Below are 24,118 nucleotides of genomic sequence, written 5' to 3'. Positions count from 1 at the left end.
GGAGTGACGTCCATGCGTCGTTTACTGGTGGCGGTCGCCGCCTTGGCACTGGCCGCCGCGGGGTGCGCCAGTGACCTGCCGCCGACCGGGGCGAGCGCCCAGCCGAGCGCCGCGCCCGCCACGTCGGCCGCGGCCTCCGAGGCGGCCTCCGCCGGGACCGGCGAGCAGTCGGACTTCTTCGTCCAGGCCGACTACGACGCCCAGCTCGCGATGCGGACGCAGACGGCCGAGGGGCCGGGCGACAAGCCGTGGGAGCAGGCGATCGCGCCGCAGATGGTCGACACGGCCAAGTACAAGAAGGACGGCCCCTACCACCTGTGCTTCTCCAACGCCGCGGTCAACAACCCGTGGCGGCAGGTCGGCTGGACGACCATGCAGGAGGAGGTCGCGCTGCACAAGGAGATCAAGGAGTTCACCGCTCTCGACGCCGAGGGCAAGGACGACAAGCAGATCTCCGACATCGCCGAGCTCCAGTCCAAGGGCTGCGACGCGCTGATCATCTCCCCGAACACCACCGCGACGCTGACCCCGGCCGTCTCGGGCGCCTGCCCCGAGGTCCCGGTCATCGTCTTCGACCGCGGCGTCGAGACCGACTGCCCGGTCACCTTCATCAAGCCCATCGGCGGGTACGCCTTCGGCGCCGACGGCGCCGAGTTCCTGATCGAGAAGGTGCCGGCCGGCGGCAAGATCCTGGCCCTGCGCATCCTCCCGGGCGTCGACGTGCTGGAGACCCGGTGGTCGGCCGCCAAGGTCGCCTTCGACAAGTCCCAGCTCCAGGTGATCGGCGTGGAGTTCACCGACGGCGACGCCGCCAAGACCAAGAGCATCGTGTCCGACTACATCGCCCGGCACGGCAAGATCGACGGCGTCTGGATGGACGCGGGCGCGACCGCCGTGGCCGCCATCGAGGCGTTCGAGGACGCCGGGGTGCCCGTTCCCGCCTTCGTCGGCGAGGACCAGCAGGACTTCCTGCAGAAGTGGAAGGACGGCAACCTGACCGCCGTCGCCCCCACCTACCCGACCTACCAGTGGCGCACCCCGATCATCGCGGCGCTGAAGATCCTCAAGGGCGAGGAGGTGCCGAAGATGTGGAACCTGCCGCAGCCGAAGATCACCCAGGAGAACCTCGGCACCTACCTGCAGCCCAACATGCCGCTGCTGCACTACGCGCTGTGCGGCTGCGAGTCCATGCCCGGCTTCCCCGGGAAGTGGGGCGGGAAGTAGATGCTCCCCATCGGCGTCAACACCTGGGTCTGGGTGTCGCCGCTGACCGACGGCGACCTGGCGGCGCTCGCGCCCCGGGTCGCCGGCTGGGGGTTCGACGTGCTCGAACTCCCCGTCGAGAACCCCGGCGACTGGGATCCCGGGCGGGCCGCCGACGTGCTGGCCGAGCACGGCCTGCGGGCGTCGGTGGCGCTGGTGATGCCGCCGGGCCGTGAGCTCGTGGACGCCTCGGCCGACGTGGTCCGCCGGACCCAGGACTACCTGCGGCACGTCGTCGACGTCGCCGTCCGCGTCGGCGCCCCGGCGATCGGCGGGCCCGCGTACGCCTCCGTCGGCCGGACCTGGTTGTTGTCCGCCGAGGAGCGGCGGGCGGCGTACCGGCAGCTCCGGGAGAACCTGGCGCCGGTCGTCGACTACGCCGCCGAACGCGGCGTGCGGGTCGGGGTCGAGGCGCTGAACCGGTACGAGACCAGCCTGGTCAACACCGTCGAGCAGGTCCTTGAGGCCATCCCGGAGAACTGCGGGATCATGCTCGACTCGTACCACATGAACATCGAGGAGAAGAGTCCCGCCGAGGCCGTGCGCCTCGCCGGTGAGAGGGTCGCGCACATCCAGGTGTGCGGGACGGACAGGGGGGCGCCCGGAGACGACCACTTCGACTGGAAATCCTTCATCGACGCGGTGCACGAGATCGGCTATTCAGGGCCGCTCGTGATCGAGTCCTTCACCGCGGAGAACCGCACGATAGCCACGGCCGCCTCCATCTGGCGGCCCCTCGCCCGGAGCCAGGACGCCCTGGCAACCGACGGGCTCGCGTTCCTCCGGGCTCTCTGACACATCCCGCACCCTCCCAGGGAGCGCCATGCGCAGGTACTTCATCGCATTGATGACCCCGCTGTTGATTCTGTTAGCGCTACCAGCCCCGGCTGCGGCGGCGCCCGTCTTCCGGGCGCTGCTGTTCACCGAGACGGCCGGGTACGTGCACGACTCGATCTCCGCGGGCGTCACGATGGTCAACAACATGGCGGCCGCGAACAACTTCGAGGTCGTCCAGAGCAACAACTCCAGCTCCTTCACCACGTCCAACCTGGCCACCTTCGACGTGATCATCATGCTGCAGAACTCGGGCATGGTCTGGGACAACGACTCCCAGCGCCAGGCCCTGCAGAGCTACGTCGAGGGCGGCGGCGGCATCGTCGCCATCCACAACGCCACCGACATGGGGATCGAGGCGACGTTCCCGTACTGGGACAACCTCATCCAGGCGGGCGCGCACATGCCGGCCCACTCCGCGATCGTCCAGGGCACCGCGAAGGTGGCCGACGACGTTCATCCGTCCACGTCCGGGTTGCCTGACCGCTGGACGCGGACCGAGGAGTGGTACAACTTCGACCGCAGCATCCGCGGCGACGCGCACATCCTGGTGACCGCCGACGAGACGACCTACTCCCCCGGCGGCAACGCCATGGGGCACGACCACCCGATCTCGTGGTGCCGTGAGGTCGGCACGGCCAAGGTCTGGGCGACGGCGATGGGGCACACCGCCTCGACGTACAGCGAGCCCTACTTCCAGCAGCACGTGCTGGGCGGGATCCGCTGGGCCGGCGGCGAACTGGCCGGCGGCTGCGGCGGCACCGTCTGGAACCGGTTCCAGAAGGTGACCCTCGACTCGGCGCCCAACCAGCCGATGCAGCTCGACATCGCGCCCGACAAGACGGTGTTCTACGTCAGCCGGGCCGGCCAGCTCAAGACGATCAACCCGGCCAACGGCCAGATCTCGACCGCGCACACCCTCAACGTCTACACCGGCGGTGAGGACGGCCTGGTCGGCCTGGCACTGGATCCGGCGTTCGCCACGAACCGCTATCTCTATCTCTACTATTCGCCGTCCGGCAGCCAGTCGATCGTGCGGGTGTCGCGGTTCACGTACACCGCCTCGGCCGCGCCCAGCGCCCTGAGCGACGAGCGCGTCCTGCTCACCATCCCGGCCGAGCGCATCGACGAGCCGGGCCACACGGGCGGCTACCTGACGTTCGGCCCGAACGGCAACCTGTACATCGGCGTCGGCGACGACGTGAACCCGAACGCCTCGTCCGGCTACGCGCCGATCGACGAGCGCTCGGGCCGCGCCCACTTCGACGCCCAGCGCACCGCGGCCAACACCAACGACCTGCGGGGCAAGATCCTGCGCATCCACCCGGAGGCCAACGGCACGTACACGATCCCGAGCGGGAACATGTTCGCGCCGGGCACCGCGCAGACCCGGCCCGAGATCTACGCCATGGGCTTCCGCAACCCGTTCCGGTTCGCGGTGAACAAGGAGAACGGCTGGATCTCGATGGCCGACTACGGCCCCGACGCGGGTTCGGCCAACTCCAGCCGAGGCCCGGCCGGCACGGTCGAGTACAACCTGATCAAGTCGCCCGGCTTCTACGGCTGGCCCTACTGCACCGGCAACAACACCCCGTACAACGACTTCAACTTCGCGACCAACACGTCGGGACCGCTGTTCAACTGCTCATCGCCGACCAACACCTCGCCCAACAACACGGGTCTCCAGACGCTGCCGGCCGCGCGGGCGGCGAACGTCTGGTACACCTACAGCGGCGCGGCCCAGTGGCCCGAGATGGGCAACAGCGGCGGCGCGGCCCCGATGGGCGGCCCGTTCTACCACTTCGACCCGAACAACACCTCGGAGACGAAGTTCCCGCAGTACTTCGACGACACCCCGTTCTTCTACGAGTGGAGCCGGAACTTCATCGCCGAGATGCGTCTCGACAACTCCGGCAACCTGCTGAAGATCAACCGGTTCCTGTCGTCGATGCAGTTCCGCTCCCCGATGGACATGAAGTTCGGCCCCGACGGGTCGCTCTACATGATCGACTGGGGTACCGGCTTCGGCGGCGCCAACACCGACGACGGCGTCTACCGCATCGACTACATCAACGGCTCCCGGGCCCCGATCGCCAGGGCGTCGGGCACGCCGACCTCCGGTCAGGCGCCGTTGACGGTGCAGTTCTCGTCGGCGGGCTCGGCCGACCCCGACGGTGACGCCATCACGTACGCGTGGGACTTCACCGACAACGGCTCGGTCGACTCGACGTCGGCCAACCCGAGCTTCACCTACACCTCCAACGGCAACTACACCGCGCGCCTGACCGTCAGGGACGCCGGCGGCAAGACCGGCACCGCCACCGTGCCGGTCGTCGTGGGCAACACGGCGCCGACCCTGCAGTTCTCGGCACCGCCGAACGGCGGCGCGTTCAACTTCGGGGACACGATCTCCTACACGATCACCGGCAGCGACCCCGAGGACGGGTCGATCGACTGTTCGCGCGTGCAGGTCATCGTCGCCCTCGGACACGACACGCACAGCCACGACGTCGAGCAGCGCACCGGCTGCTCGGCCACGATCACGACCGGGCAGTCGGGCCACGAGCCGACCCAGAACGTGTTCTACGTCCTGTCGGCGACGTACACCGACAGCGGCGGCCTCACCAAGGGCGCCGAGCTGATCCTCCAGCCCAAGCAGAAGCAGGCCGAGCACTTCACGAACTCCTCCGGGGTCCGGGTCGTCGCGCAGGCCGCGGCGGAGAACGGCAACCGGGTCGGCGACATCTCCAACAACGACTGGATCGCGTTCACGCCCATGGCGACCCAGGGGGTGACCGGCATCTCCTACCGGTTGTCCTCCATCTCCACGGGCGGCTCGATCGAGCTGCGGGCGGGCTCGGCGACGGGCACCCTGCTCGCAACGACGTCGGTGCCCTCGACGGGAGGCTGGGACAACTACGTCTCGACGCCCGTCACCAGCGTGACAGGGGTGAGCGGCAGCCAGACGTTCTACCTGGTGTTCAAGCACCCGACGGCCAACCAGTTCGACCTCGACTCCTTCACCCTCCAGGGTCAGGGCGTCGGCGGCGGGACCTCGACGACCGGACCGGTGGCGAACGGCGTCTACCAGATCGTCAACGTCGGTTCCGGCAAGGCCGTGGACATCGAGGGCCAGTCGACGACCGACGGCGCCAGGGCCGTGCAGTGGACGATCGGCACCGGGACCAACCAGCGGTTCCGGTTCGTGGACGCGGGCAGCGGGGCCTTCCGGCTCCAGGCGACGCACTCCAGCAAGTGCCTGGACGTGTCGGGCGCGTCGACCGCGGCGGGCGCGCTCGTGGTCCAGTGGGCCTGCCACACGAACTCGAACCAGTCGTACCGGTTCACGGCGCAAGGGTCGAACTGGCGGATCCAGGCGGGGCACAGCAACCTGTGCCTGGAAGTGCCTGACACCGCCAACCTGACCCAGCTCCGCCAGAACACCTGTTCCTCGGCCAGCAGCCAGCAGTGGTCGCTGACCCGGATCAGCTAGCGTGACCGGCCGGCCCCCGGAGATCGTCCGGGGGCCGGTTCCGACCATCAGAGGCCAACCTCCAAAAACGTTTCAAGTTCTTCCGGACGGCAGATGAGCGTTACTGTGCCGTCAATAACGAGTTTCCAGGTCATTTCGCACCATGGACCACCCTGCGTTGCCTCTTGGCGCTTATTACGTTTTAATCAACGTCCATGAGCGACGTGGGCATCAAGGATGTCGCCGCGCGAGCCGGAGTGTCGCCGGGCACCGTGTCCAACGTGCTCAACCGACCCGAGAAGGTGTCGCCCGCGACCCGCGAGAAGGTCGAGGCGGCCGTCCGGGAGCTGGGGTTCGTGCGCCACGGGTCGGCCTCCACGCTGCGCGCCGGGCACAGCAAGACCATCGGCCTGTCGGTGATCGACATCGGCAACCCGTTCTTCACCGACGTCACGGCGGGCGTGGAGGAGGTGGCCAGCGATCTCGGCTACGCCGTCATCCTCAGCAACTCGGCCGGGTCCCGCGCCAAGGAGGAGCGCAACCTGCTCGTGCTGGCCGAGCAGCGGGTGCGCGGGGTGCTGATCACCCCGTCCGACGAGGACCCGGCGCGGCTCGACCGGCTGCGCGCGCGGGGCATCAGCGTCGTCCTGGTCGACCATCCGGCCCACCGCCCCGACCAGTGCTCGGTCGCGGTCAACGACGTCGGCGGGGGCATGACGGCGGTGCGCCACCTCCTGGAGACGGGCGCCAGGTCGATCGTGTACGTCACGGGCCCCCTCACCATCCGCCAGTGCCTCGACCGCAGGGCGGGCGCCGAACGGGCCTTCGGCCGTCCGCTGCGTGTCGTCGAGATGGGCGCGATGAACCCCCGCGCCGGCCAGCAGGCCGCCGAGAAGCTGCTCGGCGAGGGCGACCTGCCCGACGCCGTCTTCTGCGCCAACGATCTGCTCGCCCTCGGCCTGATGCGCGGGCTCACCCACGCGGGCGTCCGGGTGCCCGACGACGTCGCCCTGATCGGCTACGACGACATCGACTTCGCGGCCGCCTCGGCGGTGTCGCTGACCTCGGTCCGCCAGCCCACCCACCAGCTGGGCCGGGCGGCGACCGAACTGCTGCTCGACGAGTGCGACAACCCGGCCACCCACGCCCACCAGCAGATCATGTTCCAGCCCGAACTGGTCGTGCGCGAGTCGACCCGGTGATCCGTCAGACCGACTCGTTGGAGAGGTAGACCCAGGCGGTGAGCCCTGACTTGAGGGTGCGCAGCCGGCGGGCGTACTCGACGCCCTCGTAGGCGTCGGCGGCGGCCAGCTCCGCGGGGCTGAGCTGGTAGATCAGGCCCAGCACCTCGTCACCGGGCGACCGCTGGACGATGGGGAACGTGCCGCCGGGGATCGTGATCGTGGTCAGGCGATGGTTCGGGAGGGCGTCGGGGCGACCTTCCAGGCGGCGGCCGAACTGGGCGAGCTGGACCCGTTCGAGCTGGAGGGTGCCGTACGAGAAGAGAAAGATCACCCGCCCAGTGTGCCAGTGAGCAGCGTCTTACCGAAGACGAGCCTGGCCTCCATGGCGGCGTGCGCCGACGCGGCCTCGGCCAGCGGGAACGTCTGCCCGACGGCCGGCCGGAGCGTGCCCTCGGCGGTCAGCCGCAACGCCTCGGTGAGGTGGCGGACCCGGTCGTCCGCGGAGAGCTGCGCCACCTCGATGCCGGTCACGGCGACGTCCGGCCGGTCGACCGGGGTGAACGCCCCACCGGCCGCGCCGTGCGCCGAGAACCTGCCCCCGGGGTTGACCAGGGGGACGGCGCGGGCGCCGAGCGCGCCCCCGACGTTGTCCAGCACGACGTCCGCCCGGGGCCATTCCGGGTCGGCGGCGTCGACCAGCACGTCGGCGCCGAACTCCTCGACCCTCGCCAGTTTGGCCGCCCGCGCGACCGCGATCACCTTGGCGCCGCGAGCCCGCGCGAGCTGGATCTCCAGCACCCCGAGTCCGCCACTGGCTCCCACGACGAGCACCGTGTCCGACGGCCCGATCCTCGTCGCCTCGAACAGGGCCAGTGCCGTCGTCGCGTCGTGCAGCAGGGCGGCGGCGGCCTGGAGGGAGACCCCGCCGGGCACCTCCACGACCGAGGTGGCCACGGCCTTGGAGGCGTAACCGCCGTAGCCGTTCGTGTACCCGGCCACCCTCCGCCCGTCGGGATCCCACCCGGCGACTCCCCCACCGGGGACGTACGGCGGCCGGATCGGCCAGAAGTCCCGCCCCAGCCCCGACCGGACGACGGTCTCCAGCAGGAGGGTGTCGGAGGCCCCGACCTCGACCAGGGTCTCGCCGTCACCCGGGGCCGGATCGGCAGTCTCCACGAGTTCCAGCACCTCAGGGCCGCCGAACCCGGTCACCATGACCGCATGTGTCGTCATGTCCGGCAGACTAGGAGTTCAACATTTGTTGAAGTCAAGCCCGGGAGGCCCGCATGACGCTGACGGTGGGAGAGCTGGCCCGCGAGAGCGGCGTGGCCCCTTCGGCGGTCCGTTTCTACGAGACCCACGGCCTCCTCACGGCCGAACGGACCGCGGGCAACCAGCGGCGGTTCCAGAAGTCCGACGTCTGCCGGACCAAGGTCGTCCGCGTCGCCCAGCGTGTCGGCCTGTCGGTGGCGGAGATCAAAGAGGTCCTGGACGACCTGCCCCCGGATCCGTCGCCCGACGACTGGCGGCGCCTGGCCGAGAGCCTCGTGGCCGAGGCCCACCGCCGCATCCGCCACCTCCAGCAGGTCCTCGGCGAGATCACCGGCGGCGGGAGACTGTGCGAAACGAAAGAGCCGGCCGCCATGGGCGGCCGGCTCGGAGATCACTTGGCGTAGCGGCGGCGGAAGCGCTCGACGCGCCCGGCCGAGTCCACCACGCGGCTCTTGCCCGTGTAGAACGGGTGGCTGGCGGAGCTGACGTCGACGTCGACGACCGGGTAGGTCTGGCCGTCCTCCCACTCCACCGTCTTGTTCGACCGCACCGTCGACCTGGTCAGGATCGCGAAGCCCGCGCTCGGGTCGCGGAAGACCACGGGACGGTACTCGGGGTGGATGCCCTTCTTCATGCGCTAGCGCTCCTCTCGGAAGGTCACGTGCTGCCGGACGACGGGGTCGTACTTGCGCAACTCCATCCGGTCTGGGTCGTTGCGACGGTTCTTCCTGGTCACATAGGTCACACCGGTACCTGCGGTGGACCGGAGCCGGACCAGCGGGCGGAGGTCACTTCGCTTCACGGGATCGAAAACCGTTTTCAAAGTTGGGATATTCCCGCGGGATCGAGAACCAGCCAGACGAGGTGCACGGCCGCCATCACCAGGTAGACGATCGGCACGATCCAGGACCGCCTCGACCTCCGTCTGATCCACATGCCGGCGAGCAACAACACGACACCGCCGCCCGTCACCACGGTTCCGAGGAAGGCCGCGATCCGGTCCTCGTCGTACTCGCGGAGGCTGATCGCGAACGCTCCGAGGTAGACGCACGGCGCTCCGGCGAGCACCGCTGCCCAGAAGAGCAGCCGCTCACGCAGGCGCAGCGCCTGCCGATCCATGCTCTCGGCAAGCCCGGACGCCATTAGTCCCCTTCCAGGTGCATGACGATCACGTCCACACCCATCAGACCCCTCCCACCGGCCCGCCACGGGGGCCTGTGCCTGGCGGCCAGAACTGGAATCGCCATTCCTCGAAGTCGCGCCACGCCAGTTCGAAGGCGTCGTCGTCCTCGGGGTCGACATCGTCGCCGAGAACGGGGCCCGGCAATGGGATGCGATACGCACGCATCAGCCAGGAGCGTTCCGGCGCACCGAGGTCGAGCAACGGCCCGGAAGTGCCCTGGGAACCGGTCGGCCGTACCTTGCCCGAACTGCTGAAGAGTTCGACGGTGCGGTTCTCTCCGCTGACGGGAGGCTCCGCGTCCCACAGTTCCAGTGCGAATTCGGCCTTGTGCCAATATGTCCGGCTGCGCGCGGCCGCCATGTTCGGAGTGGCGGCCAGCCAGTTGCCGTCTTCGTCGGTGCGCTCGAAGAGATCCCACGGATCCAGCGCGTCGGGACGATCGGACAGTCCGTCGAGGTCGAGGATCGAGAACGACCCGTGGTCGATCCAGAGAACGCCTGAGACTCGCCTGATCACGACGTCTCACCCTAAACGACGTTATGAAGTCGTTGCTTTCGGCGCTCTTTGAAACCTCCAGGTAACAATCTACGGTGCGGGATAACGTTATCCCATCTCGCCATCCGGGCCACCACGGAAAGGCACCTCCATGATCAGAACGCGTGGCTTAGCCATGGCCTCCGCGCTCGCCCTGCTCGCCGGCCTGACCACGGCGACGTCCGCGCAGGCCGCCACCCCCACCCCCGACCAGCAGTGGAGCGCCGTCCAGTCGCTGGTCGGGGCGGTCAAGGGGCGCTGGACCAACCAGGCCTACGCCGGGTCGGTGACCGACACCATGCCGGACACCGCGCTCCTCGGGAACGGGGACGTCGGGGTCGTCTCAGGCGGCGGTGACGGGTTCAAGACGTTCCGGATCGCCAAGGGCGACTTCTGGACGGCCAGCGACAACCGCTCGCTCGTCGCCCTCGGATCGGTCTCCATCAACCCGGTCGGCAGCGCCGGGTCGCCGAACCTGGCGCTCGGGTCGACGGCGACGGCGTCCAGTTCGCACTCGTCGTTCCCGCCCTCCCGGGCCGTCAACGGCGCCTGGGGCGCCGGATACGAGGGGTGGGTCTCCAACATCGGCAAGCCGCAGACGATCACCCTCGACCTCGGGTCGGCGAAGACCTTCACGCGCTACCTGCTGCGTCACGACGCCGCCGCCCGGCCCGCCGAGACGGCCAACACCACCAAGAACTGGACGCTCCAGACCAGCACCGACAACGCGACCTGGACGACCCGCGACACCGTCACCAACAACACCGCCGCCACGACCGACCGGACCGTCGGGAGCGTCACCGCCCGGTACGTGCGGCTGGCCATCAGCGAGCCCACCCAGGGCACGACCTCCGACAGCCTCAACAACCCCCGGGCGCGCATCGGCCAGTTCGAGCTCTACAACGGGACCGGCGGCGGAGGCGGCAGCACCTCGTTCCTGGAGGAGCAGAACATCCTCAAGGGCGACGTCGACACCACGATGAGCCTCGGCGGCGCGCCCGTCACGATGCGGACGTGGGTCGGCGCGACCGACAACCTGGTCGTCACCCGCGTCCAGGCCGCCGCCGCCACGACCATCCGGGTCTCGAACACGACCCAGATCCAGAACGGGCGGCCGGGCTTCACCAGCACGTCGGGCACCTCGGGCGGCACGATCTGGGCCGCCCGGCAGACCTCCTCGGGCCAGTGGACGTCCCGCGCGGCGCTGGCCACCCGGGTGATCGGCGGCACCCAGTCGGTCGCGAACAACCAGATCACCGTCTCGATCCCGGCCGGCGGCGTCGTCGACGTCGTCACGGGCGTCGCGGGCGGCGGCACGAGCACGGGCGACCCGGTCCCGGCGGCGCGCAGCCTCGCCGACGCCCAGTCGGCCGCGAGCCTCGACACGCAGTACAACGCCCACCTCGAATGGTGGAAGCAGTACTGGCTGAAGTCCTACGTCGACCTCGACGACGACGTGCTGGAGCGCTACTACTACGCCGCCCAGTACTTCATCGGCTCCTCCAGCCGCGCCGGGAAGACCGCGCCGGGCCTGTTCGGCATCTGGGCCACGACGGACTATCCGTTGTGGGGCGGGGACATGCACCTGAACTACAACTGGATCGCCAACTTCTACGGCGTCTACTCCTCCAACCGCCCCGAGCTGGCTCTGCCGGTGTTCGACCTGGTCAGCGCCTACCTGCCGGAGGCCCGCCGCCGGGCGACCCAGGACCTGCGCCGGGTGAACACGGGCTACGTGAACGGCCGCTTCCCCAGCGGCGGCGTGCCGTCGGGCGTGCTGTTCCCGGTCGGCATCGCGCCCAACGGCTCCACCGCCGACGACAACTACCACCAGCAGGTCGGCAACAGCCTGTTCACCGCGACCCAGTACGTCGCCTACTGGCAGTACACCCGCGACCAGACGTGGCTCTCGCAGCGCGGCTACCCCTTCATGAAGGAGGTCGTCACGTTCTTCCAGCACTGGCTGCAGCTGGAGAACAACCGGTTCAACCTCTACTCCGGCCCGCACGAGGGCACCTGGGCCCGCAACTCCAGCGCCGACCTCGGCATGCTGAGGACGCTGCTGTCCACCACGATCGACGCGAGCACCCGGCTGAACGTCGACTCGGGCCTGCGCGCCACCTGGCAGGACATGCTGAACCGGCTCGCGCCGATCCCGCGGACGACCTACAACGGCGTGCAGGTGTTCGCCCTCGGCGACCCGGGCACCCTCAGCGACGGCCGGGCCATCCGTCCCGGCGACAACACCGTCAACCTGGAGTTCGTGCACCCGGGTGAGGCGCTCGGCATCAACGGCCCGGCGGCCGACCGCCAGGTGGCGATCCAGACGCTCGACGCGATGAACTCCTGGGGCCAGGACAACTCCTTCCCCAAGGTCTTCGCCCAGGCGGTCCGGGTGGGCTACCCGGCGCAGTCGCTCATCGACCGGCTGAAGACGCAGATCACCAACCGGTCGGCGGCCAACCTGCGGGTCACCGACCCGCACCACGGCCTGGAGAAGTCGGGCGCCGTCGAGGCGATCAACAGCATGCTGCTGCAGAGCGACCTCGGGATCCTGCGTGTCTTCCCGGTCTGGCCGTCGGGCAAGAACGGCTCGTTCGTGAAGTTGCGGGCCAAGGACGGCTTCGTCGTCTCGTCCGCACGCAGCGGCGGGCAGGCGGCCTATGTCGACGTCACCAGCACGGTGGGGGCGCAGCTGCGGCTGCAGAACCCGTGGCCGGGGCGCGGCGTGACCGTCGTCCGGGTCGGCGGCGGCTCGGTGACGCCCTCGTTGAGCAACGATGTCATCACTTTCTCCACCGTTGCGGGGGCGACGTACTCGATCACTCCTAACTAGATCACCAGGAAGGCCGGTCACCACGCGTGGCCGGCCTTCTCTGTTTGCAAAAACGACAAACTAACACGCAAGTTTTGGACGTCATCGCAAGAAAACCCCACCATAAGCGACATAAGCCCCAAACAACAGGGGCTTGACAGGATTTAAGGGCAATGCAACTCTCGCAAGCATGTTACAAGAATATGAAAATAGATTCGAGTAACTCGAATGCAGAGTGGTCGTAAGTCAGCAAGCGTCGACAAGGCATTCGAGCTGGTGCACGCCGTCTCCGACGCCGGGCGCGACGGGATCACCCTGGGCGCGCTCGCGAGCCGCGCCGGGATCGCCGTCAGCACCGCCCACCGGTACGTGACGTCCCTGCTCGAACTCGGAGTGCTCGACCGTGACCCGGCCGGGTCCTACCGGCTCGGGGTCACCCTGATCGTGCTGGCCGGGCAGTACCTCGACGAGGACGGCCTGCGCGCCGCCGCCCGGCCCTACCTGGCCGAGCTGGTGGAGCTGAGCGGGGAGACCGTGCACCTCGGGGTCCTGGTCGGCGAGCAGATCGTGTACGTCGACAAGGTCGAGAGCGCCAAGTCCATCCGCCTGGTGTCGCACATCGGGAAGCGGGCGCCGCTCCACTGCACCGCCATGGGCAAGGCCATGCTCGCCCTGCTCGACCCCACCCGTCGCGACGAGATCCTCTCGGGGCCTCTCGACGTGCGTACGCCGAAGACTCTCACCGGGAACGCCCTGCTCGCCGAGCTGGGCGTGGTGCGGGACCAGGGCTTCGCGATCGACGACGAGGAGAACGAGGAAGGGGTGCGCTGCGTCGGCCTGGCGATCATGAACGCCTCCGGCGAGCCGGTCGGCGCGTTCAGCGTGTCGGCCCCGGCCGCGCGGTTCAGCCGCGACGACTGCCACCGCCTCGCCCCCAAGGCCCGCGCGATGGCCGCCGACATCAGCAAACGCATCGGCGGGCGAACCCCCTATCGAAGGAGCAGCAGATGAGCATTGTGGTGCGGAACCCGGGGACCGGTGAGCCTCTCGGCGAGGTGCCCGACCTGGACGCCGACGCGGTCGTGGCCGCCATCGCGGACGCGCAGAAGGGGCAGCGCGCGATGGCGGCCATGCCCGGCCACGAACGGGCGGCCCTGTTACGGCGGGTGGCCGACCTGATCGAGGGTGAGGCCGAGTCGCTGGCGAGCCTGCTGGCGAGCGAGAACGGCAAGCCCCTGATGCAGTGCCGGGGTGAGGTCGAGGCCGCGATCCGCATCTGGCGCGGCTACTCCGCCGAGGCGACCCGGTTGTTCGGCCGGCAGACGCCGATGGACGCGGTGCCGGGCATGGAGCGCCACCTCGCGGTGACGATCCGCGAGCCGCTGGGTGTGGTGGCCGCGCTGGTGCCGTTCAACTACCCGGTCGAGTTGTACTCCCACAAGGCCGCCGCCGCGCTGGCCGCCGGGAACGCGGTGATCGTGCAGCCGCCGGCCAAGTGCCCGCTCGCGCTGCTCCGGGTCGCCGAGCTGGTCGCCGAGGCGGGCGCGCCCGAGTTCGCCCACCAGGTCGTCACCGGCGGCGTCGCGGTCTCGACCACGCTGGCCGAGGCCCCGGGCGTCGCCGCGATCTCCCTCACCGGCAGCACCAACGCCGGCCGGGCGATCGCCAAGCTCGCCTCCGGCACCCTGAAGAAGGTCTTCCTCGAACTCGGCGGCAACGACGCGATGATCGTCTGCGACGACGCCGACGTGGAGGCCGCCGCCACCGCCGTCACCCTCGGGCGGCTGGCCCGCGGCAACGGCCAGATCTGCTGCGCGGTCAAGCGGGTGTACGTCCAGGACGGCGTCCACGACGCCTTCGTCGCGGAGCTGTCGGCCCAGGCGGCCAAGCTGGTCGTGGGCGACCAGATGGACGACGGCACCGACGTCGGGCCGCTGATCACCGAGCAGGCCGCCGAAGAGGTCGAGAGTGCCGTCGGGCGGCTGGTCGGCGAGGGCGCGCGGCTGGTCGTCGGCGGTGGCCGCCGGGGCTCGTTCGTCGACCCGGTGGTGCTCGTCGACGTGCCGGTCGAGAGCCCGACCTTCGCCGAGGAGATCTTCGGGCCGGTCGCGCCGATCGCCCGGTTCTCCGACCCGCGCGAGGCCGCGGCGCTGGTCTCCGACTCCCCCTACGGGCTGCACGCCTCGGTGTTCACCCGCGACGTCTCGCGCGCGTTCACCCTGGCCAAGCTGCTCGACGTCGGCGGCGTGATCGTCAACGGGTCGACCGCGATCCGGGCCGAGAACCTGCCGTTCGGCGGCACCAAGGACACCGGCGGCTACCGCGAGGGCCTGCACGAGACCGTGCTCGACTTCACCCGGCAGAAGACCGTGCTGGTCATGGAGGCCTTCGGATGAGCCTTTCGCTCCGGAACGTCCGGAAGAGCTACGGCGACGTGGAGGTGCTCCACGGCGTCGACCTCGTCGGGCGCGACGGCGAGGTCCTCGCCGTCGTCGGGGCCAACGGCGCGGGCAAGTCGACGCTGATCCGGATCTTCTCCGGCGCGCACGAGATGTCGTCCGGCGAGATGCGCATCGACGACGAGCCGGTGCACCTGCGCTCGCCGCACGACGCCCACGAGCGCGGCATCCGCACGGTCTACCAGGAGTTGTCGATCGTGCCCGGCCTGTCGGTCACCGAGAACCTGCTGATGGGCCGGTTCCCGAGGCGCAGGAGCGGCCTCATCGACTGGTCGGCCGCGCACCGCAAGGCCAAGGAGCTGCTCGACGCCGCCGGTTTCGGCGCCATCGAGCCGCGCACCGTCGCCGGCCGCCTCACGGTGGCCCGGCAGCAGATGGTGGAGATCGCCAAGGCGCTGGCCGGGGAGGTGCGGGTGCTGGTCCTGGACGAGCCCTCGGCGGTCCTGGCCGGCAGCGACCTGGACGCGCTGTTCGACCTGATCCGCCGGTTGAAGGCGCGCGGGGTCCTCGTCGTGTACGTCTCCCACCGCCTCGCCGAGGTCATGGAGCTGGCCGACTCGATCGTCGTCATCAAGGACGGCGTGATCATCGAGACGACCGAGCCGTCCCGCACGTCGGAGGACGAGCTGATCCGGCTCATGGCCGGACGCCGGCTCGAACAGATCTATCCCGACCGGCGTGACGAACCGGGAGAAACCCGTCTGAAGATCGATTCGCTCTCGCGGCAGGGCGAGTTCTCGGACGTCTCCTTCGAACTGCGCGCCGGCGAGATCGTCGGCCTGTTCGGCCTGGTCGGCTCCGGGCGCAGCGAGATGGCCCGGTGCGTCTTCGGGGCCGAACCGCCCACGTCGGGCAGCGGGGCGTTCCGCTCCCCCGCCGACGCGATCTCGCACGGACTCGCCCTCGTCACCGAGGACCGGAAACGCACCGGTCTCGTGGGCGGGATGACCGTGCTCGACAACATCGCCCTGGCGACCATGCGGGCCACCACCAGGGGGCCGCTGATCGACATGCCGGGGCGCAGGGAAAGGGTCGCCGGGATGATCGACCGGCTCAGCATCCAGCCCGCCCGGTGCGCCACCATGCCGGTGGCCGCGCTCAGCGGCGGCAACCAGCAGAAGGCCGTGCTCGCCAAGTGGCTGCTGGCCGAACCGCGGGTGCTCATCCTCGACGAACCGACCCGGGGCGTCGACATGGCCACCCGGGTCGACATCTACCGGATGATCGACGCGCTGGCCCGCGAGGGCCTGGCCGTGCTGCTCATCTCCTCCGACCTGACCGAGGTGCTCGGCGCCACCGACCGCGTGCTCGTCATGCGCGAGGGCCGGCTCGCCGGTGAGCTGCGGTCCGAGGGGACCACCGAGGACGAGGTGCTCGCGCACGCGATCGGAGTGGCCGCGTGAGCGTGAACGCCCTGCCCAAGATCTCCCGCGACCTGCTCGTCACGGCGGCCTTCGGCCTGCTGATCGTGGTGATGGTCGTGGTGGCCGCGGTGACGACCGAGTCGTTCCTCACCCAGGCCAACCTGACGAACCTGCTCAAGCAGATGGTCACCATCGGCCTGCTGGCCTACGGGATGCTGGTCGTCATCCTCACCGGCGGCATCGACCTGTCGGTCGGGTCGGTGGTGGCGTTCTCCGGCATCCTGACCGCCGGGATGGTGTCGAGCCTGCCGATCCCGGCCGCGATGGCCGTCGGCGTCGTGTCCGGCATCGGCTTCGGGCTGGTCAACGGCCTGCTGGTGGCCCGGTTCGGGCTGGCGCCCTTCGTGGTGACGCTGGCGTCGCTGACCACCATCCGGGGTCTGGCGTTCGTCTACTCCGAGGTGCCGATCGCGCCGGAGGACCCGGCGTTCTTCACGCTCGGGTCGGCCATGGCCGGGCCGATCCCGGTCTCCACGCTCATCATGTTCGCCGTCTTCCTCGTCGGCGGCGTCTTCCTCACCCGCACCCCGGCCGGGCGGTCGATCATCGCGATCGGCGGCAACGCCGAGACGGTCCGCCTGGCCGGCATCAACGTGCGCCGGCACGTCGTGCTGGCGTACACGATCTCCGGCCTGTGCGCCGGTCTGGCCGGGGTGATCCTGGCCAGCCGGGTCGGCATCGCCCAGCCCAGCGTGGGCGTGGCGTTCGAGCTCGACGCCATCGCCGCCTGCGTCATCGGCGGCGCCAGCCTCGCCGGCGGCAAGGGCTCCGTCCGCGCCACGTTCGGTGGCGTGCTCGTCCTGGTCCTGATCAACAACCTGCTCAACCTGTACGGCGTGCAGAGCTTCTGGCAGCAGGTCCTCAAGGGGTTGATCATCATCGCCGTCATCCTCGCCCAGCGCACCAACCGGGTGCGCGCGTAACCCCCCAGGAGAAACACCGTGATTTCCAAGAAGATCCTGGCCGGTGCCGGCCTCTGCCTTGCGATGCTGACCGCCTGCTCCTCGGGTTCGGAGGAACCGACGACCGGCGCCGCCGCGTCGGGCGACGGCGGCTACACGATCGGCGTCGCCAACTTCATGCTGAGCGGCCCCTACTTCAGCGGCATGGACAAGGCGATCGCCGCCCAGGCCCAGAAGAAGGGCAACGTCGAGATCATCAGCACCGACGCCAACGGCGACGCCGCCAAGCTCGCCAGCAACGTCGAGGACCTGCTGACCAAGAACGTCGACGCCGTCATCATCTCCGGCGGCCCGCTGGAGTCGGCCCCCGCCGTGCTGAACAGCATCAAGGCGGCCGGCAAGCCGGTCGTGCTGGTCGACCGCAAGTTCCAGACCGGCGAGTACACGAGCTGGATCGGCCCCGACAACGAGGCCATCGGCCGCCAGAACGGCGAGTACCTGTCGACCGCGCTGCCCGACGGCGGCAAGGTCGCCATCATCAAGGGCGGCCCGGCCGACAACAGCATCGGCCTGGCCCGCACCAACGGCGTCAAGTCGGTCCTGTCGGCCAACTCCAAGTTCACGCTGGTCGAGGCGCCCGACTTCGGCAACTGGGGCTCCGACGGCGGCCTGACCGTCATGGAGAGCCTGCTCGCCACCAACAAGGACATCAAGGCGGTGTTCTGCGAGAACGACGCCATGTGCCTGGGCGCCCAGCGCGCCATCGCGGACGCCGGCCTGTCGGACGGCATCATCATCGCCGGCGTCGACGGCCAGGCCGAGGCGCTGAAGGCCATCCTCGACGGCACCAACTACAAGGTGACCGGCCTGAACGACGCCGACATCATCGGCGCCAAGGGCCTGGACCGCGCGGTGGAGATCCTCGGCGGCGCGGCCAACGTCGAGAAGGACACGGTCGTGCCCTCCCCGATGGTCACCAAGGACAACGCCGCCCAGTTCCAGAACCCGGACGGCAGCTTCTAGACCTCCTCCTTTCACCCGCCGGGGTGGCGGGCGGCGACGCCACCCCTTCTCACCCAGAGAGGTTGCGCATTGCGTACACGAAGAGGCAGAGCCGCACGCCGAGCGGCGCTGGCGCTGCTGCTGACCAGCTCGGCGCTGACCCTGACGAGCACGCCCGCCCAGGCCGACGACCCGACCCGGCCTGGCTGGACGCTGCTCTACAACGAGAACTTCGCCAACCCGATCAACACCGGCAACGCGCCGTGGGTGCGCGACGACTACTCCCAGCCGTTCGACACGATCATGGACGACCCGGGTCAGTGGTACCGCAACGACTACGGCCCGGCCTGGACGACCGCGCTGAACTCCTTCCACACGTACCGGAAGGAGTTCCCGATCGGGCAGAACGGCTGGCTGACCGCCTCTCTGTCGGCCCGTGACTGGAACAAGGACGGCAACATCGAGTCGCCGCCGAGCCTGACGACCCAGACGCTCGGCAGCGAGAAGGTCGCCGTGATGAACGTGCCCGACCACACGGGCGGCGTCATCCTGCGGCCGTCCCAGAAGCTCCCCGACTACTACCGCGTCGAGTACAAGCTCAAGACCCTCGACTTCGGCGGGAAGCGGAACGGGTCGATCGAGTACAACGGCCGCACCAACGGCTACAGCAACACCGGCTGCAAGACGCAGCACCCGTGGGGCGAGGGCCAGAACTCGCCCGGCTGGTCGGGCAACGCCTCGGCCCCCTACTGCGAATGGCAGGACGTCCGGCGCGGCACCTACGGCTACAACGGCTTCCACTTCCTGTCGATCGTCGACTTCGCCAACCCGGCGCCGCGCAACAACCACTTCTGGCACTACCGCCGCAAGGTGTTGATGGACGCCTTCTCCCAGCACCCTGACCGTGTGGGGAGCGGCACCGGCGGCCGGGTCTGCAACGCCGCGACCAACACCTACTACAACTACCGCGACGGCAACTTCAACACCGTCAACATGTGGATCAGCGGGATGCCGAACTGGAACCCCGGCCCCGGCGGCCTGGCCGGCAACTCGCAGTGGTTCATGACCCCCTGCTCGGGCGGCGTCGCCGAGCAGCAGCTCTCCTCGGCCGCCGAACTCCAGCCGGAGCTGATGCCGAACGAGTTCTACACCTTCGCCATCGAACGCGACCAGACCGGTTACGTCTTGGAGGTGACCGGCAACTTCGCCCGTTCGGGCCAGCGCACCATCCGCATGCACCGCCCGTTCGTCGTCAACAACAACCCGATCTGGCACTACAACGTGAAGGCCAGTGAGTACAACGGGCAGTTCAACGGCAACCTGGTGCAGAACGACGACAACGGCTCGACCACCTGGTCCAACCAGTGGCCGGCCGGTTCCGCCTACCCCGACTACTTCGTGATCGGCGACCTCTACACCAACGTGTACGAGGGCAGCGCCTCGCTGACGGACGTCCGGCTGTACGTGCCGCAGACCACCGGCACCCCGAACCTGGCGCTGAACAAGACCGCCACCGCCGACTCGTCGTGCGCCGCGAACGAGGGCCCGGCCAAGGCCGTGAACGGCTCGGTGTCCGGCGGCAACGCCGACAAGTGGTGCTCGCTCGGATCGAGCAAGTGGATCCGGGTCGACCTGGGCTCGAACCAGAGCGTGGGCAAGATCGTGCTGAAGCACTCCGGGGCCGGAGGCGAGCAGGCGGTCTGGAACACCCGCGACTTCGACGTCCAGGTGAGCACGAACGGGACGACGTGGACCAACGTGGCTCAGCCGCGCGGGAACACGGCGAACATCACCACGCACACCTTCACGCCGCGCGATGTCCGGTATATCCGGGTGAACGTGCTGGCGCCGACGAGTAACTCCGACACGGCGGCCCGCATCTACGAACTGGAGGCGTACGCGAGCTGACGCCCGCCTCGCGAGGGGCCGGTTTCCCAGCGGAAACCGGCCCCTTTTCCGCGTTTGGACGGCGTTGCCGCCGCCGAATTCACCGGGTTACTTTGCTGTGGCTCCGATAAGAAAGGAAAAAGGTGTCCACAGCGAAACGACTGATAAGAAGTAAGCCCCGAATGTGGGGGTGGACGTTCCGATGACGGTGACGGAAGCGAGGATCGCGGGCGTCGGCACCGCCGTCACGCCCGAGTCCTACGCGCAGGCCGAACTCCTGGACATCCTGCGGATCGACGACCCGAAGGCCCGCTCGGTCTTCCTCAACAGCGCCATCGACCGCCGGCACCTCACGCTGCCGCCCGCCGACGAGACCGGCGCGCGCCTCCCCGAGTCGCAGGGCGACCTGCTCGACAAGCACAAACGGCTGGCCGTCCAGATGGGCGCCGAGGCGCTGGAGGCGTGCCTGAAGAACGCCGGCGCCGACCTGGGCGATCTGGGCCACCTCTGCTGCGTGACGTCGACCGGCTTCCTGACCCCAGGGCTGAGCGCGCTGCTCATCCGCGAGCTGGGCATCGACCGCCACTGCGGCCGGACCGACATCGTCGGCATGGGCTGCAACGCCGGCCTGAACGCGCTGAACGTGGTGGCCGGCTGGGCGTCGGCACACCCGGGCAAACTCGCCGTCGTGCTCTGCACGGAGGCGTGCTCGGCGGCGTACGCGATCGACGGGACGATGCGGACCGCCGTGGTGAACAGCCTGTTCGGCGACGGCGCGGCGGCCGTGGCGCTGGTCGCCGGGGAGTCCGTGCCGGGGCCGCGGGTGATCGACTTCGCCAGTTGCGTCATCACCGACGCCGTCGACGCCATGCGCTACGACTGGGACCGCGACCTGGGCCGGTTCAGCTTCTACCTCGACCCGCAGATCCCCTATGTGGTCGGCGCCCACGCCGAGCCCGCCGTCGACCGGCTGCTGCGCGCCAACGGGCTGCGCCGCGACCAGATCTCCCACTGGCTGGTCCACTCGGGCGGCAAGAAGGTGATCGACGCCGTCTCGGTGAATCTCGGGCTGACCCGCCACGACGTCCGGCACACGACCGGTGTGCTGCGCGACTTCGGCAACGTGTCGAGCGCTTCTTTTCTTTTCTCCTATGAACGCCTCACGCAGGAGGACGTCACCTTTCCCGGCGATTACGGCGTGCTCATGACGATGGGCCCGGGGTCCACGATAGAAACGGCGCTGGTGCAATGGTGAACACAATTGAATTGACTCTGGAAATAGACGGGACGGCGCCGATGTCGGCCTCCGTCGTCGAGACGGTGACCGCGTTCTGCGACCGCGTCCACGACCACGGAGGGCCCGGCGTCGCCCGGTTCGCCCTGTCGGGCACGCCCGGCGAGGGCTGGAGCCGCGAGGTGTCGGTCGGGCTGGTGACGAAGTGGGAGCGCACGGTGCGCCGCCTGGAGCAGCTCCCCGTGACGACCGTCGCGCTGGTCTCCGGCGACTGCGGCGGCACCGCCCTCGACGTGCTGCTCACCGCCGACGTGAGGGTCGCGGCACCGGGCACGAGGCTGATCCTGCCGATGGCCGGCGGGGCGACGTGGCCGGGCATGACCCTCTACCGGCTGGTGCAGCAGGCGGGGGCGGGCGCGATCCGCCGGGCGGTGCTGCTCGGCGCCCCGATCGACGCCGACCGGGCGGTGGCCGCCCGGCTCCTCGACGAGGTGACCGACGACCCGGCGCCCGTCGTGGCCGGGGACCGGGAACTGGCCGTCCGGCGGCTGCTGCTGTCGGAGGCCGCGACGACGAGCTTCGAGGAGGCGCTCGGCGCCCACCTCGCCGCCTGCGACCGCGCGCTGCGCAAGGCGGCGGTCTCGTGACCACCCTGGCGCGGGCCGCCGCGCGGGTCACCGGCCGCGACGGGCGCGGCCGGTTCATGGCCGAGCACGCCACCCACGTCTACGACGAGCTGACCGGCGGCCGGTCGCGCCGCCTTCGCCTGCGCGAGCTGGTCGACGCGGCCCGGCAGGTCTTTCCCACGCTCGTCCCGCCCGAGGAGCGCGGCGTGCCGCAGGCCGCCAAGGAGGGGCGCGAGATCGACGAGGGCGTCTTCCTGCGGGGCATCCTCGACTGTCCCTTCGCGGGCTCCCACCTGCTCGACACCATGCGCCGCCCGACCGAGCGCGCGCTGGCGCTGCTGCCGGAGTTCACCCGGACCGGCCTGGTCGAGATGGAGTCGGTCGTCCTGGAGCGCCGCGACGGGGTGGCCCGGCTGACCATGGTCCGCGACGACTGCCTCAACGCCGAGGACGAACGCCAGGTCGACGACATGGAGACCGCCGTCGACCTGGCGCTGCTCGACCCGGGCGTCACGATGGGCCTGCTGCGCGGGGGCGTGATGACCCATCCGCGGTACAAGGGCAGGCGGGTGTTCAGCGCCGGGATCAACCTCAAGAAGCTGCACGCCGGGGAGATCACCCTGGTGGGCTTCCTGCTGCGGCGCGAGCTCGGCTACCTCGCCAAGCTGGTGCGCGGCCTGAGCGGCGACGACGGCCGCCCGGCCGAGAAGCCGTGGACGGCCGCCGTCGACACCTTCGCGATCGGCGGCGGCGCCCAGCTGCTGCTCGTCTTCGACCAGGTCCTGGCCGCCTCCGACTCCTACGTCAGCCTGCCCGCCGCCCGCGAGGGCATCATCCCCGGGGCCGCCAACCTGCGGCTGACCAGGGCCACCGGCGCACGGCTGGCCCGCCAGCTCATCCTCCAGGGACGCCGGGTCTGGGCGACCGAACCCGACGCGCGGGCGTTCGTCGACGAGGTCGTGGAGCCCGAACGGCTCGACGACGCGATCGAGGCCGCGCTGGGGCGGCTCGACGGGGAGGCGGTCGTCGCGAACCGGCGCATGCTTCACCTCGCCGAGGAGCCCGAGGACGTGTTCCGCCGCTACATGGCCGAGTTCGCCCTCCAGCAGGCGCTCCGGATGCACGGACCGGACGTCCTGGAGAAGGTGCGCCGGTTCGCATGAGCCGGGTCCGTTACGAGAAGGCCGGCCACGTCGCCCGCGTCACGCTCGACCGTCCCGAGGTCCTGAACGCCATGGACTCCCGCACCCACGAGGAGCTCGCCGCGATCTGGGACGACGTCGAGGCCGACGACGCGGTCCGGGTGGCCGTCCTCGGCGGGGCCGGCGACCGGGCGTTCTGCGTCGGGCAGGACCTGCGCGAACGGGCCCGCCTCAACGAGACGGGCGCGCCCGCGACGACGTTCGGCAGCCGTGGTCAGCCGGGCTGGCCCCGGCTGACCGAGCGCTTCACCCTGACCAAACCGGTGGTCGCCCGCGTGCACGGCCACGTGCTCGGCGGCGGCTTCGAACTCGCGCTGGCCTGCGATCTGATCATCGCGGCCGACGACGCGGTGTTCGCCCTGCCGGAGGCCCGCCTCGGCCTGGTGCCGGGCGCCGGCGGGGCGTTCCGGCTGGCCAGGCAGCTCCCGCTGAAGGTCGCCATGGGCCACCTGCTGACCGGCCGCCGCATGGACGCCGCCACGGCTCTCCGGCACGGGCTGGTCAACGAGGTGGTGCCCCGTTCGCAGCTCGACCGGTGTGTCGACGAGTGGGTCTCCGACCTGCTCAGGAGCGCGCCGCTGTCGGTCCGGGCGATCAAGGAGAGCGTGCTGCGCTCGCTCGACCTGCCGCTGGAGGAGGCGTTCACCACCACGTACACGTGGGAGGAGCGCCGCCGGGCCGGCGCCGACGCGGCCGAGGGGGTAAGGGCGTTCGCCGAGAAGCGGGAGCCCCGATGGTCAGGCGATTGAAGATTCGACCAACTGCCTGATCGAGCAGTTGGACACGGGAGCGGGCGCCGGCACCGGCGCCCGCTCTTTCGTGTCA

Annotated in this window: 22 protein-coding genes; 16 read left to right on the top strand and 6 right to left on the bottom strand. The window is 69.8% G+C overall.

The features are described 5' to 3' along the window. The first annotated feature begins 3 nt into the window (after positions 1 to 3). The 4 genes from QSK34_RS35770 to QSK34_RS35755 all read left to right on the top strand — a co-directional run bounded on the left by QSK34_RS35770 (position 4) and on the right by QSK34_RS35755 (position 6,771). A complete protein-coding gene (locus QSK34_RS35770) occupies positions 4 to 1,224 on the top strand; it encodes a substrate-binding domain-containing protein (RefSeq protein ID WP_407929445.1) in 1,221 nt (406 codons plus the stop codon). Beyond that, a complete protein-coding gene (locus tag QSK34_RS35765; RefSeq protein WP_161483888.1) occupies positions 1,225 to 2,058 on the top strand; it encodes a sugar phosphate isomerase/epimerase family protein in 834 nt (277 codons plus the stop codon). A 28-nt stretch (positions 2,059 to 2,086) separates the two neighbouring features. Beyond that, the gene (locus QSK34_RS35760) at positions 2,087 to 5,590 is read left to right on the top strand and encodes a ThuA domain-containing protein (protein ID WP_285590984.1); all 3,504 of its coding nucleotides are present in this window, start codon (positions 2,087 to 2,089) and stop codon (positions 5,588 to 5,590) included. Between the two features lie 194 nt (positions 5,591 to 5,784). Next, positions 5,785 to 6,771, top strand: coding sequence for a LacI family DNA-binding transcriptional regulator (locus QSK34_RS35755; protein ID WP_285590982.1), 987 nt, complete (start codon positions 5,785 to 5,787; stop codon positions 6,769 to 6,771). A 4-nt stretch (positions 6,772 to 6,775) separates the two neighbouring features. Here QSK34_RS35755 and QSK34_RS35750 read toward each other — a convergent pair whose 3' ends face one another. Further along, positions 6,776 to 7,084, bottom strand: a complete 309-nt coding sequence (locus tag QSK34_RS35750; protein ID WP_285590980.1) for a gamma-glutamylcyclotransferase family protein — start codon at positions 7,082 to 7,084, stop codon at positions 6,776 to 6,778. Continuing rightward, complete coding sequence (locus tag QSK34_RS35745) at positions 7,081 to 7,986, bottom strand: zinc-binding dehydrogenase (RefSeq protein WP_285590978.1); 906 nt, start codon at positions 7,984 to 7,986, stop codon at positions 7,081 to 7,083. Before QSK34_RS35745 ends, QSK34_RS35750 begins: the two co-directional genes overlap by 4 nt. 53 nt (positions 7,987 to 8,039) lie before the next feature. On the opposite strand from QSK34_RS35745, the gene QSK34_RS35740 reads away from it, so the two are divergent. Continuing rightward, positions 8,040 to 8,429, top strand: a complete 390-nt coding sequence (locus QSK34_RS35740; RefSeq protein WP_285590976.1) for a MerR family transcriptional regulator — start codon at positions 8,040 to 8,042, stop codon at positions 8,427 to 8,429. Here QSK34_RS35740 and QSK34_RS35735 read toward each other — a convergent pair. The 4 genes from QSK34_RS35735 to QSK34_RS35720 are packed head-to-tail and all read right to left on the bottom strand — an operon-like array spanning position 8,417 to position 9,724. Further along, positions 8,417 to 8,659 (bottom strand): type B 50S ribosomal protein L31, encoded by a 243-nt coding sequence (locus QSK34_RS35735; protein WP_062339748.1) that lies wholly within the window; start codon positions 8,657 to 8,659, stop codon positions 8,417 to 8,419. The two genes, QSK34_RS35740 and QSK34_RS35735, sit on opposite strands and share 13 nt — an antisense overlap. A 3-nt stretch (positions 8,660 to 8,662) precedes the next feature. Next, the gene (rpmG, locus tag QSK34_RS35730) at positions 8,663 to 8,827 is read right to left on the bottom strand and encodes a 50S ribosomal protein L33 (RefSeq protein WP_062354197.1); all 165 of its coding nucleotides are present in this window, start codon (positions 8,825 to 8,827) and stop codon (positions 8,663 to 8,665) included. 17 nt (positions 8,828 to 8,844) lie between these two features. Beyond that, entirely contained in the window at positions 8,845 to 9,168 is a 324-nt protein-coding gene (locus QSK34_RS35725) for a hypothetical protein (RefSeq protein WP_285590969.1), read from the bottom strand. A gap of 40 nt (positions 9,169 to 9,208) precedes the next feature. Next, the gene (locus tag QSK34_RS35720; protein ID WP_285590968.1) at positions 9,209 to 9,724 is read right to left on the bottom strand and encodes a hypothetical protein; all 516 of its coding nucleotides are present in this window, start codon (positions 9,722 to 9,724) and stop codon (positions 9,209 to 9,211) included. Between the two features lie 130 nt (positions 9,725 to 9,854). Here QSK34_RS35720 and QSK34_RS35715 point away from each other — a divergent pair, with 130 nt between their 5' ends. The 11 genes from QSK34_RS35715 to dpgD all read left to right on the top strand — a co-directional run bounded on the left by QSK34_RS35715 (position 9,855) and on the right by dpgD (position 24,042). Next, the gene (locus tag QSK34_RS35715) at positions 9,855 to 12,578 is read left to right on the top strand and encodes a discoidin domain-containing protein (RefSeq protein WP_285590965.1); all 2,724 of its coding nucleotides are present in this window, start codon (positions 9,855 to 9,857) and stop codon (positions 12,576 to 12,578) included. 207 nt (positions 12,579 to 12,785) lie between these two features. Then, the gene (locus QSK34_RS35710; protein WP_161483879.1) at positions 12,786 to 13,568 is read left to right on the top strand and encodes an IclR family transcriptional regulator; all 783 of its coding nucleotides are present in this window, start codon (positions 12,786 to 12,788) and stop codon (positions 13,566 to 13,568) included. Beyond that, on the top strand, positions 13,565 to 14,953 hold the full coding sequence (locus QSK34_RS35705) for an aldehyde dehydrogenase family protein (RefSeq protein WP_285590963.1): 1,389 nt from the start codon (positions 13,565 to 13,567) through the stop codon (positions 14,951 to 14,953). The genes QSK34_RS35710 and QSK34_RS35705 overlap by 4 nt, the downstream gene beginning before the upstream one ends. Next, positions 14,950 to 16,419, top strand: a complete 1,470-nt coding sequence (locus QSK34_RS35700) for a sugar ABC transporter ATP-binding protein (protein ID WP_285590961.1) — start codon at positions 14,950 to 14,952, stop codon at positions 16,417 to 16,419. The genes QSK34_RS35705 and QSK34_RS35700 overlap by 4 nt, the downstream gene beginning before the upstream one ends. Continuing rightward, positions 16,416 to 17,363, top strand: coding sequence for an ABC transporter permease (locus QSK34_RS35695; protein WP_285590959.1), 948 nt, complete (start codon positions 16,416 to 16,418; stop codon positions 17,361 to 17,363). Before QSK34_RS35700 ends, QSK34_RS35695 begins: the two co-directional genes overlap by 4 nt. A gap of 18 nt (positions 17,364 to 17,381) precedes the next feature. Next, entirely contained in the window at positions 17,382 to 18,365 is a 984-nt protein-coding gene (locus QSK34_RS35690) for a substrate-binding domain-containing protein (RefSeq protein WP_285590958.1), read from the top strand. 69 nt (positions 18,366 to 18,434) lie between these two features. Next, complete coding sequence (locus QSK34_RS35685) at positions 18,435 to 20,252, top strand: discoidin domain-containing protein (RefSeq protein ID WP_285590957.1); 1,818 nt, start codon at positions 18,435 to 18,437, stop codon at positions 20,250 to 20,252. A gap of 181 nt (positions 20,253 to 20,433) precedes the next feature. Beyond that, positions 20,434 to 21,486 carry a 3,5-dihydroxyphenylacetyl-CoA synthase DpgA gene (gene dpgA / locus QSK34_RS35680; protein WP_285590955.1) on the top strand — a complete coding sequence of 351 codons (1,053 nt, stop codon included), beginning with the start codon at positions 20,434 to 20,436 and terminating at the stop codon, positions 21,484 to 21,486. Further along, entirely contained in the window at positions 21,480 to 22,112 is a 633-nt protein-coding gene (dpgB, locus tag QSK34_RS35675) for an enoyl-CoA-hydratase DpgB (RefSeq protein WP_030456823.1), read from the top strand. Before dpgA ends, dpgB begins: the two co-directional genes overlap by 7 nt. Beyond that, entirely contained in the window at positions 22,109 to 23,254 is a 1,146-nt protein-coding gene (gene dpgC / locus QSK34_RS35670; RefSeq protein ID WP_285590952.1) for a (3,5-dihydroxyphenyl)acetyl-CoA 1,2-dioxygenase DpgC, read from the top strand. The genes dpgB and dpgC overlap by 4 nt, the downstream gene beginning before the upstream one ends. Further along, positions 23,251 to 24,042 (top strand): enoyl-CoA-hydratase DpgD, encoded by a 792-nt coding sequence (gene dpgD / locus QSK34_RS35665; RefSeq protein WP_285590950.1) that lies wholly within the window; start codon positions 23,251 to 23,253, stop codon positions 24,040 to 24,042. Before dpgC ends, dpgD begins: the two co-directional genes overlap by 4 nt. Positions 24,043 to 24,118 lie beyond the last annotated feature (76 nt).

The organism is Herbidospora sp. NBRC 101105 (assembly GCF_030269205.1).
Lineage (GTDB): Bacteria > Actinomycetota > Actinomycetes > Streptosporangiales > Streptosporangiaceae > Herbidospora > Herbidospora solisilvae.
This window is presented reverse-complemented; position numbering and strand designations above follow the sequence as displayed.

What these genes read in the sequence shown, in the direction of transcription:
- QSK34_RS35765 (WP_161483888.1), top strand. Translation starts at nt 1,225, where the DNA reads ATGCTCCCCATCGGCGTCAACACCTGGGTCTGGGTGTCGCCGCTGACC.
- QSK34_RS35760 (WP_285590984.1), top strand. Translation starts at nt 2,087, where the DNA reads ATGCGCAGGTACTTCATCGCATTGATGACCCCGCTGTTGATTCTGTTA.
- QSK34_RS35755 (WP_285590982.1), top strand. Translation starts at nt 5,785, where the DNA reads ATGAGCGACGTGGGCATCAAGGATGTCGCCGCGCGAGCCGGAGTGTCG.
- QSK34_RS35745 (WP_285590978.1), bottom strand. Translation starts at nt 7,986, where the DNA reads ATGACGACACATGCGGTCATGGTGACCGGGTTCGGCGGCCCTGAGGTG.
- QSK34_RS35740 (WP_285590976.1), top strand. Translation starts at nt 8,040, where the DNA reads ATGACGCTGACGGTGGGAGAGCTGGCCCGCGAGAGCGGCGTGGCCCCT.
- QSK34_RS35735 (WP_062339748.1), bottom strand. Translation starts at nt 8,659, where the DNA reads ATGAAGAAGGGCATCCACCCCGAGTACCGTCCCGTGGTCTTCCGCGAC.
- QSK34_RS35725 (WP_285590969.1), bottom strand. Translation starts at nt 9,168, where the DNA reads ATGGCGTCCGGGCTTGCCGAGAGCATGGATCGGCAGGCGCTGCGCCTG.
- QSK34_RS35715 (WP_285590965.1), top strand. Translation starts at nt 9,855, where the DNA reads ATGATCAGAACGCGTGGCTTAGCCATGGCCTCCGCGCTCGCCCTGCTC.
- QSK34_RS35710 (WP_161483879.1), top strand. Translation starts at nt 12,786, where the DNA reads ATGCAGAGTGGTCGTAAGTCAGCAAGCGTCGACAAGGCATTCGAGCTG.
- QSK34_RS35705 (WP_285590963.1), top strand. Translation starts at nt 13,565, where the DNA reads ATGAGCATTGTGGTGCGGAACCCGGGGACCGGTGAGCCTCTCGGCGAG.
- QSK34_RS35700 (WP_285590961.1), top strand. Translation starts at nt 14,950, where the DNA reads ATGAGCCTTTCGCTCCGGAACGTCCGGAAGAGCTACGGCGACGTGGAG.
- dpgA (WP_285590955.1), top strand. Translation starts at nt 20,434, where the DNA reads ATGACGGTGACGGAAGCGAGGATCGCGGGCGTCGGCACCGCCGTCACG.
- dpgB (WP_030456823.1), top strand. Translation starts at nt 21,480, where the DNA reads ATGGTGAACACAATTGAATTGACTCTGGAAATAGACGGGACGGCGCCG.
- dpgD (WP_285590950.1), top strand. Translation starts at nt 23,251, where the DNA reads ATGAGCCGGGTCCGTTACGAGAAGGCCGGCCACGTCGCCCGCGTCACG.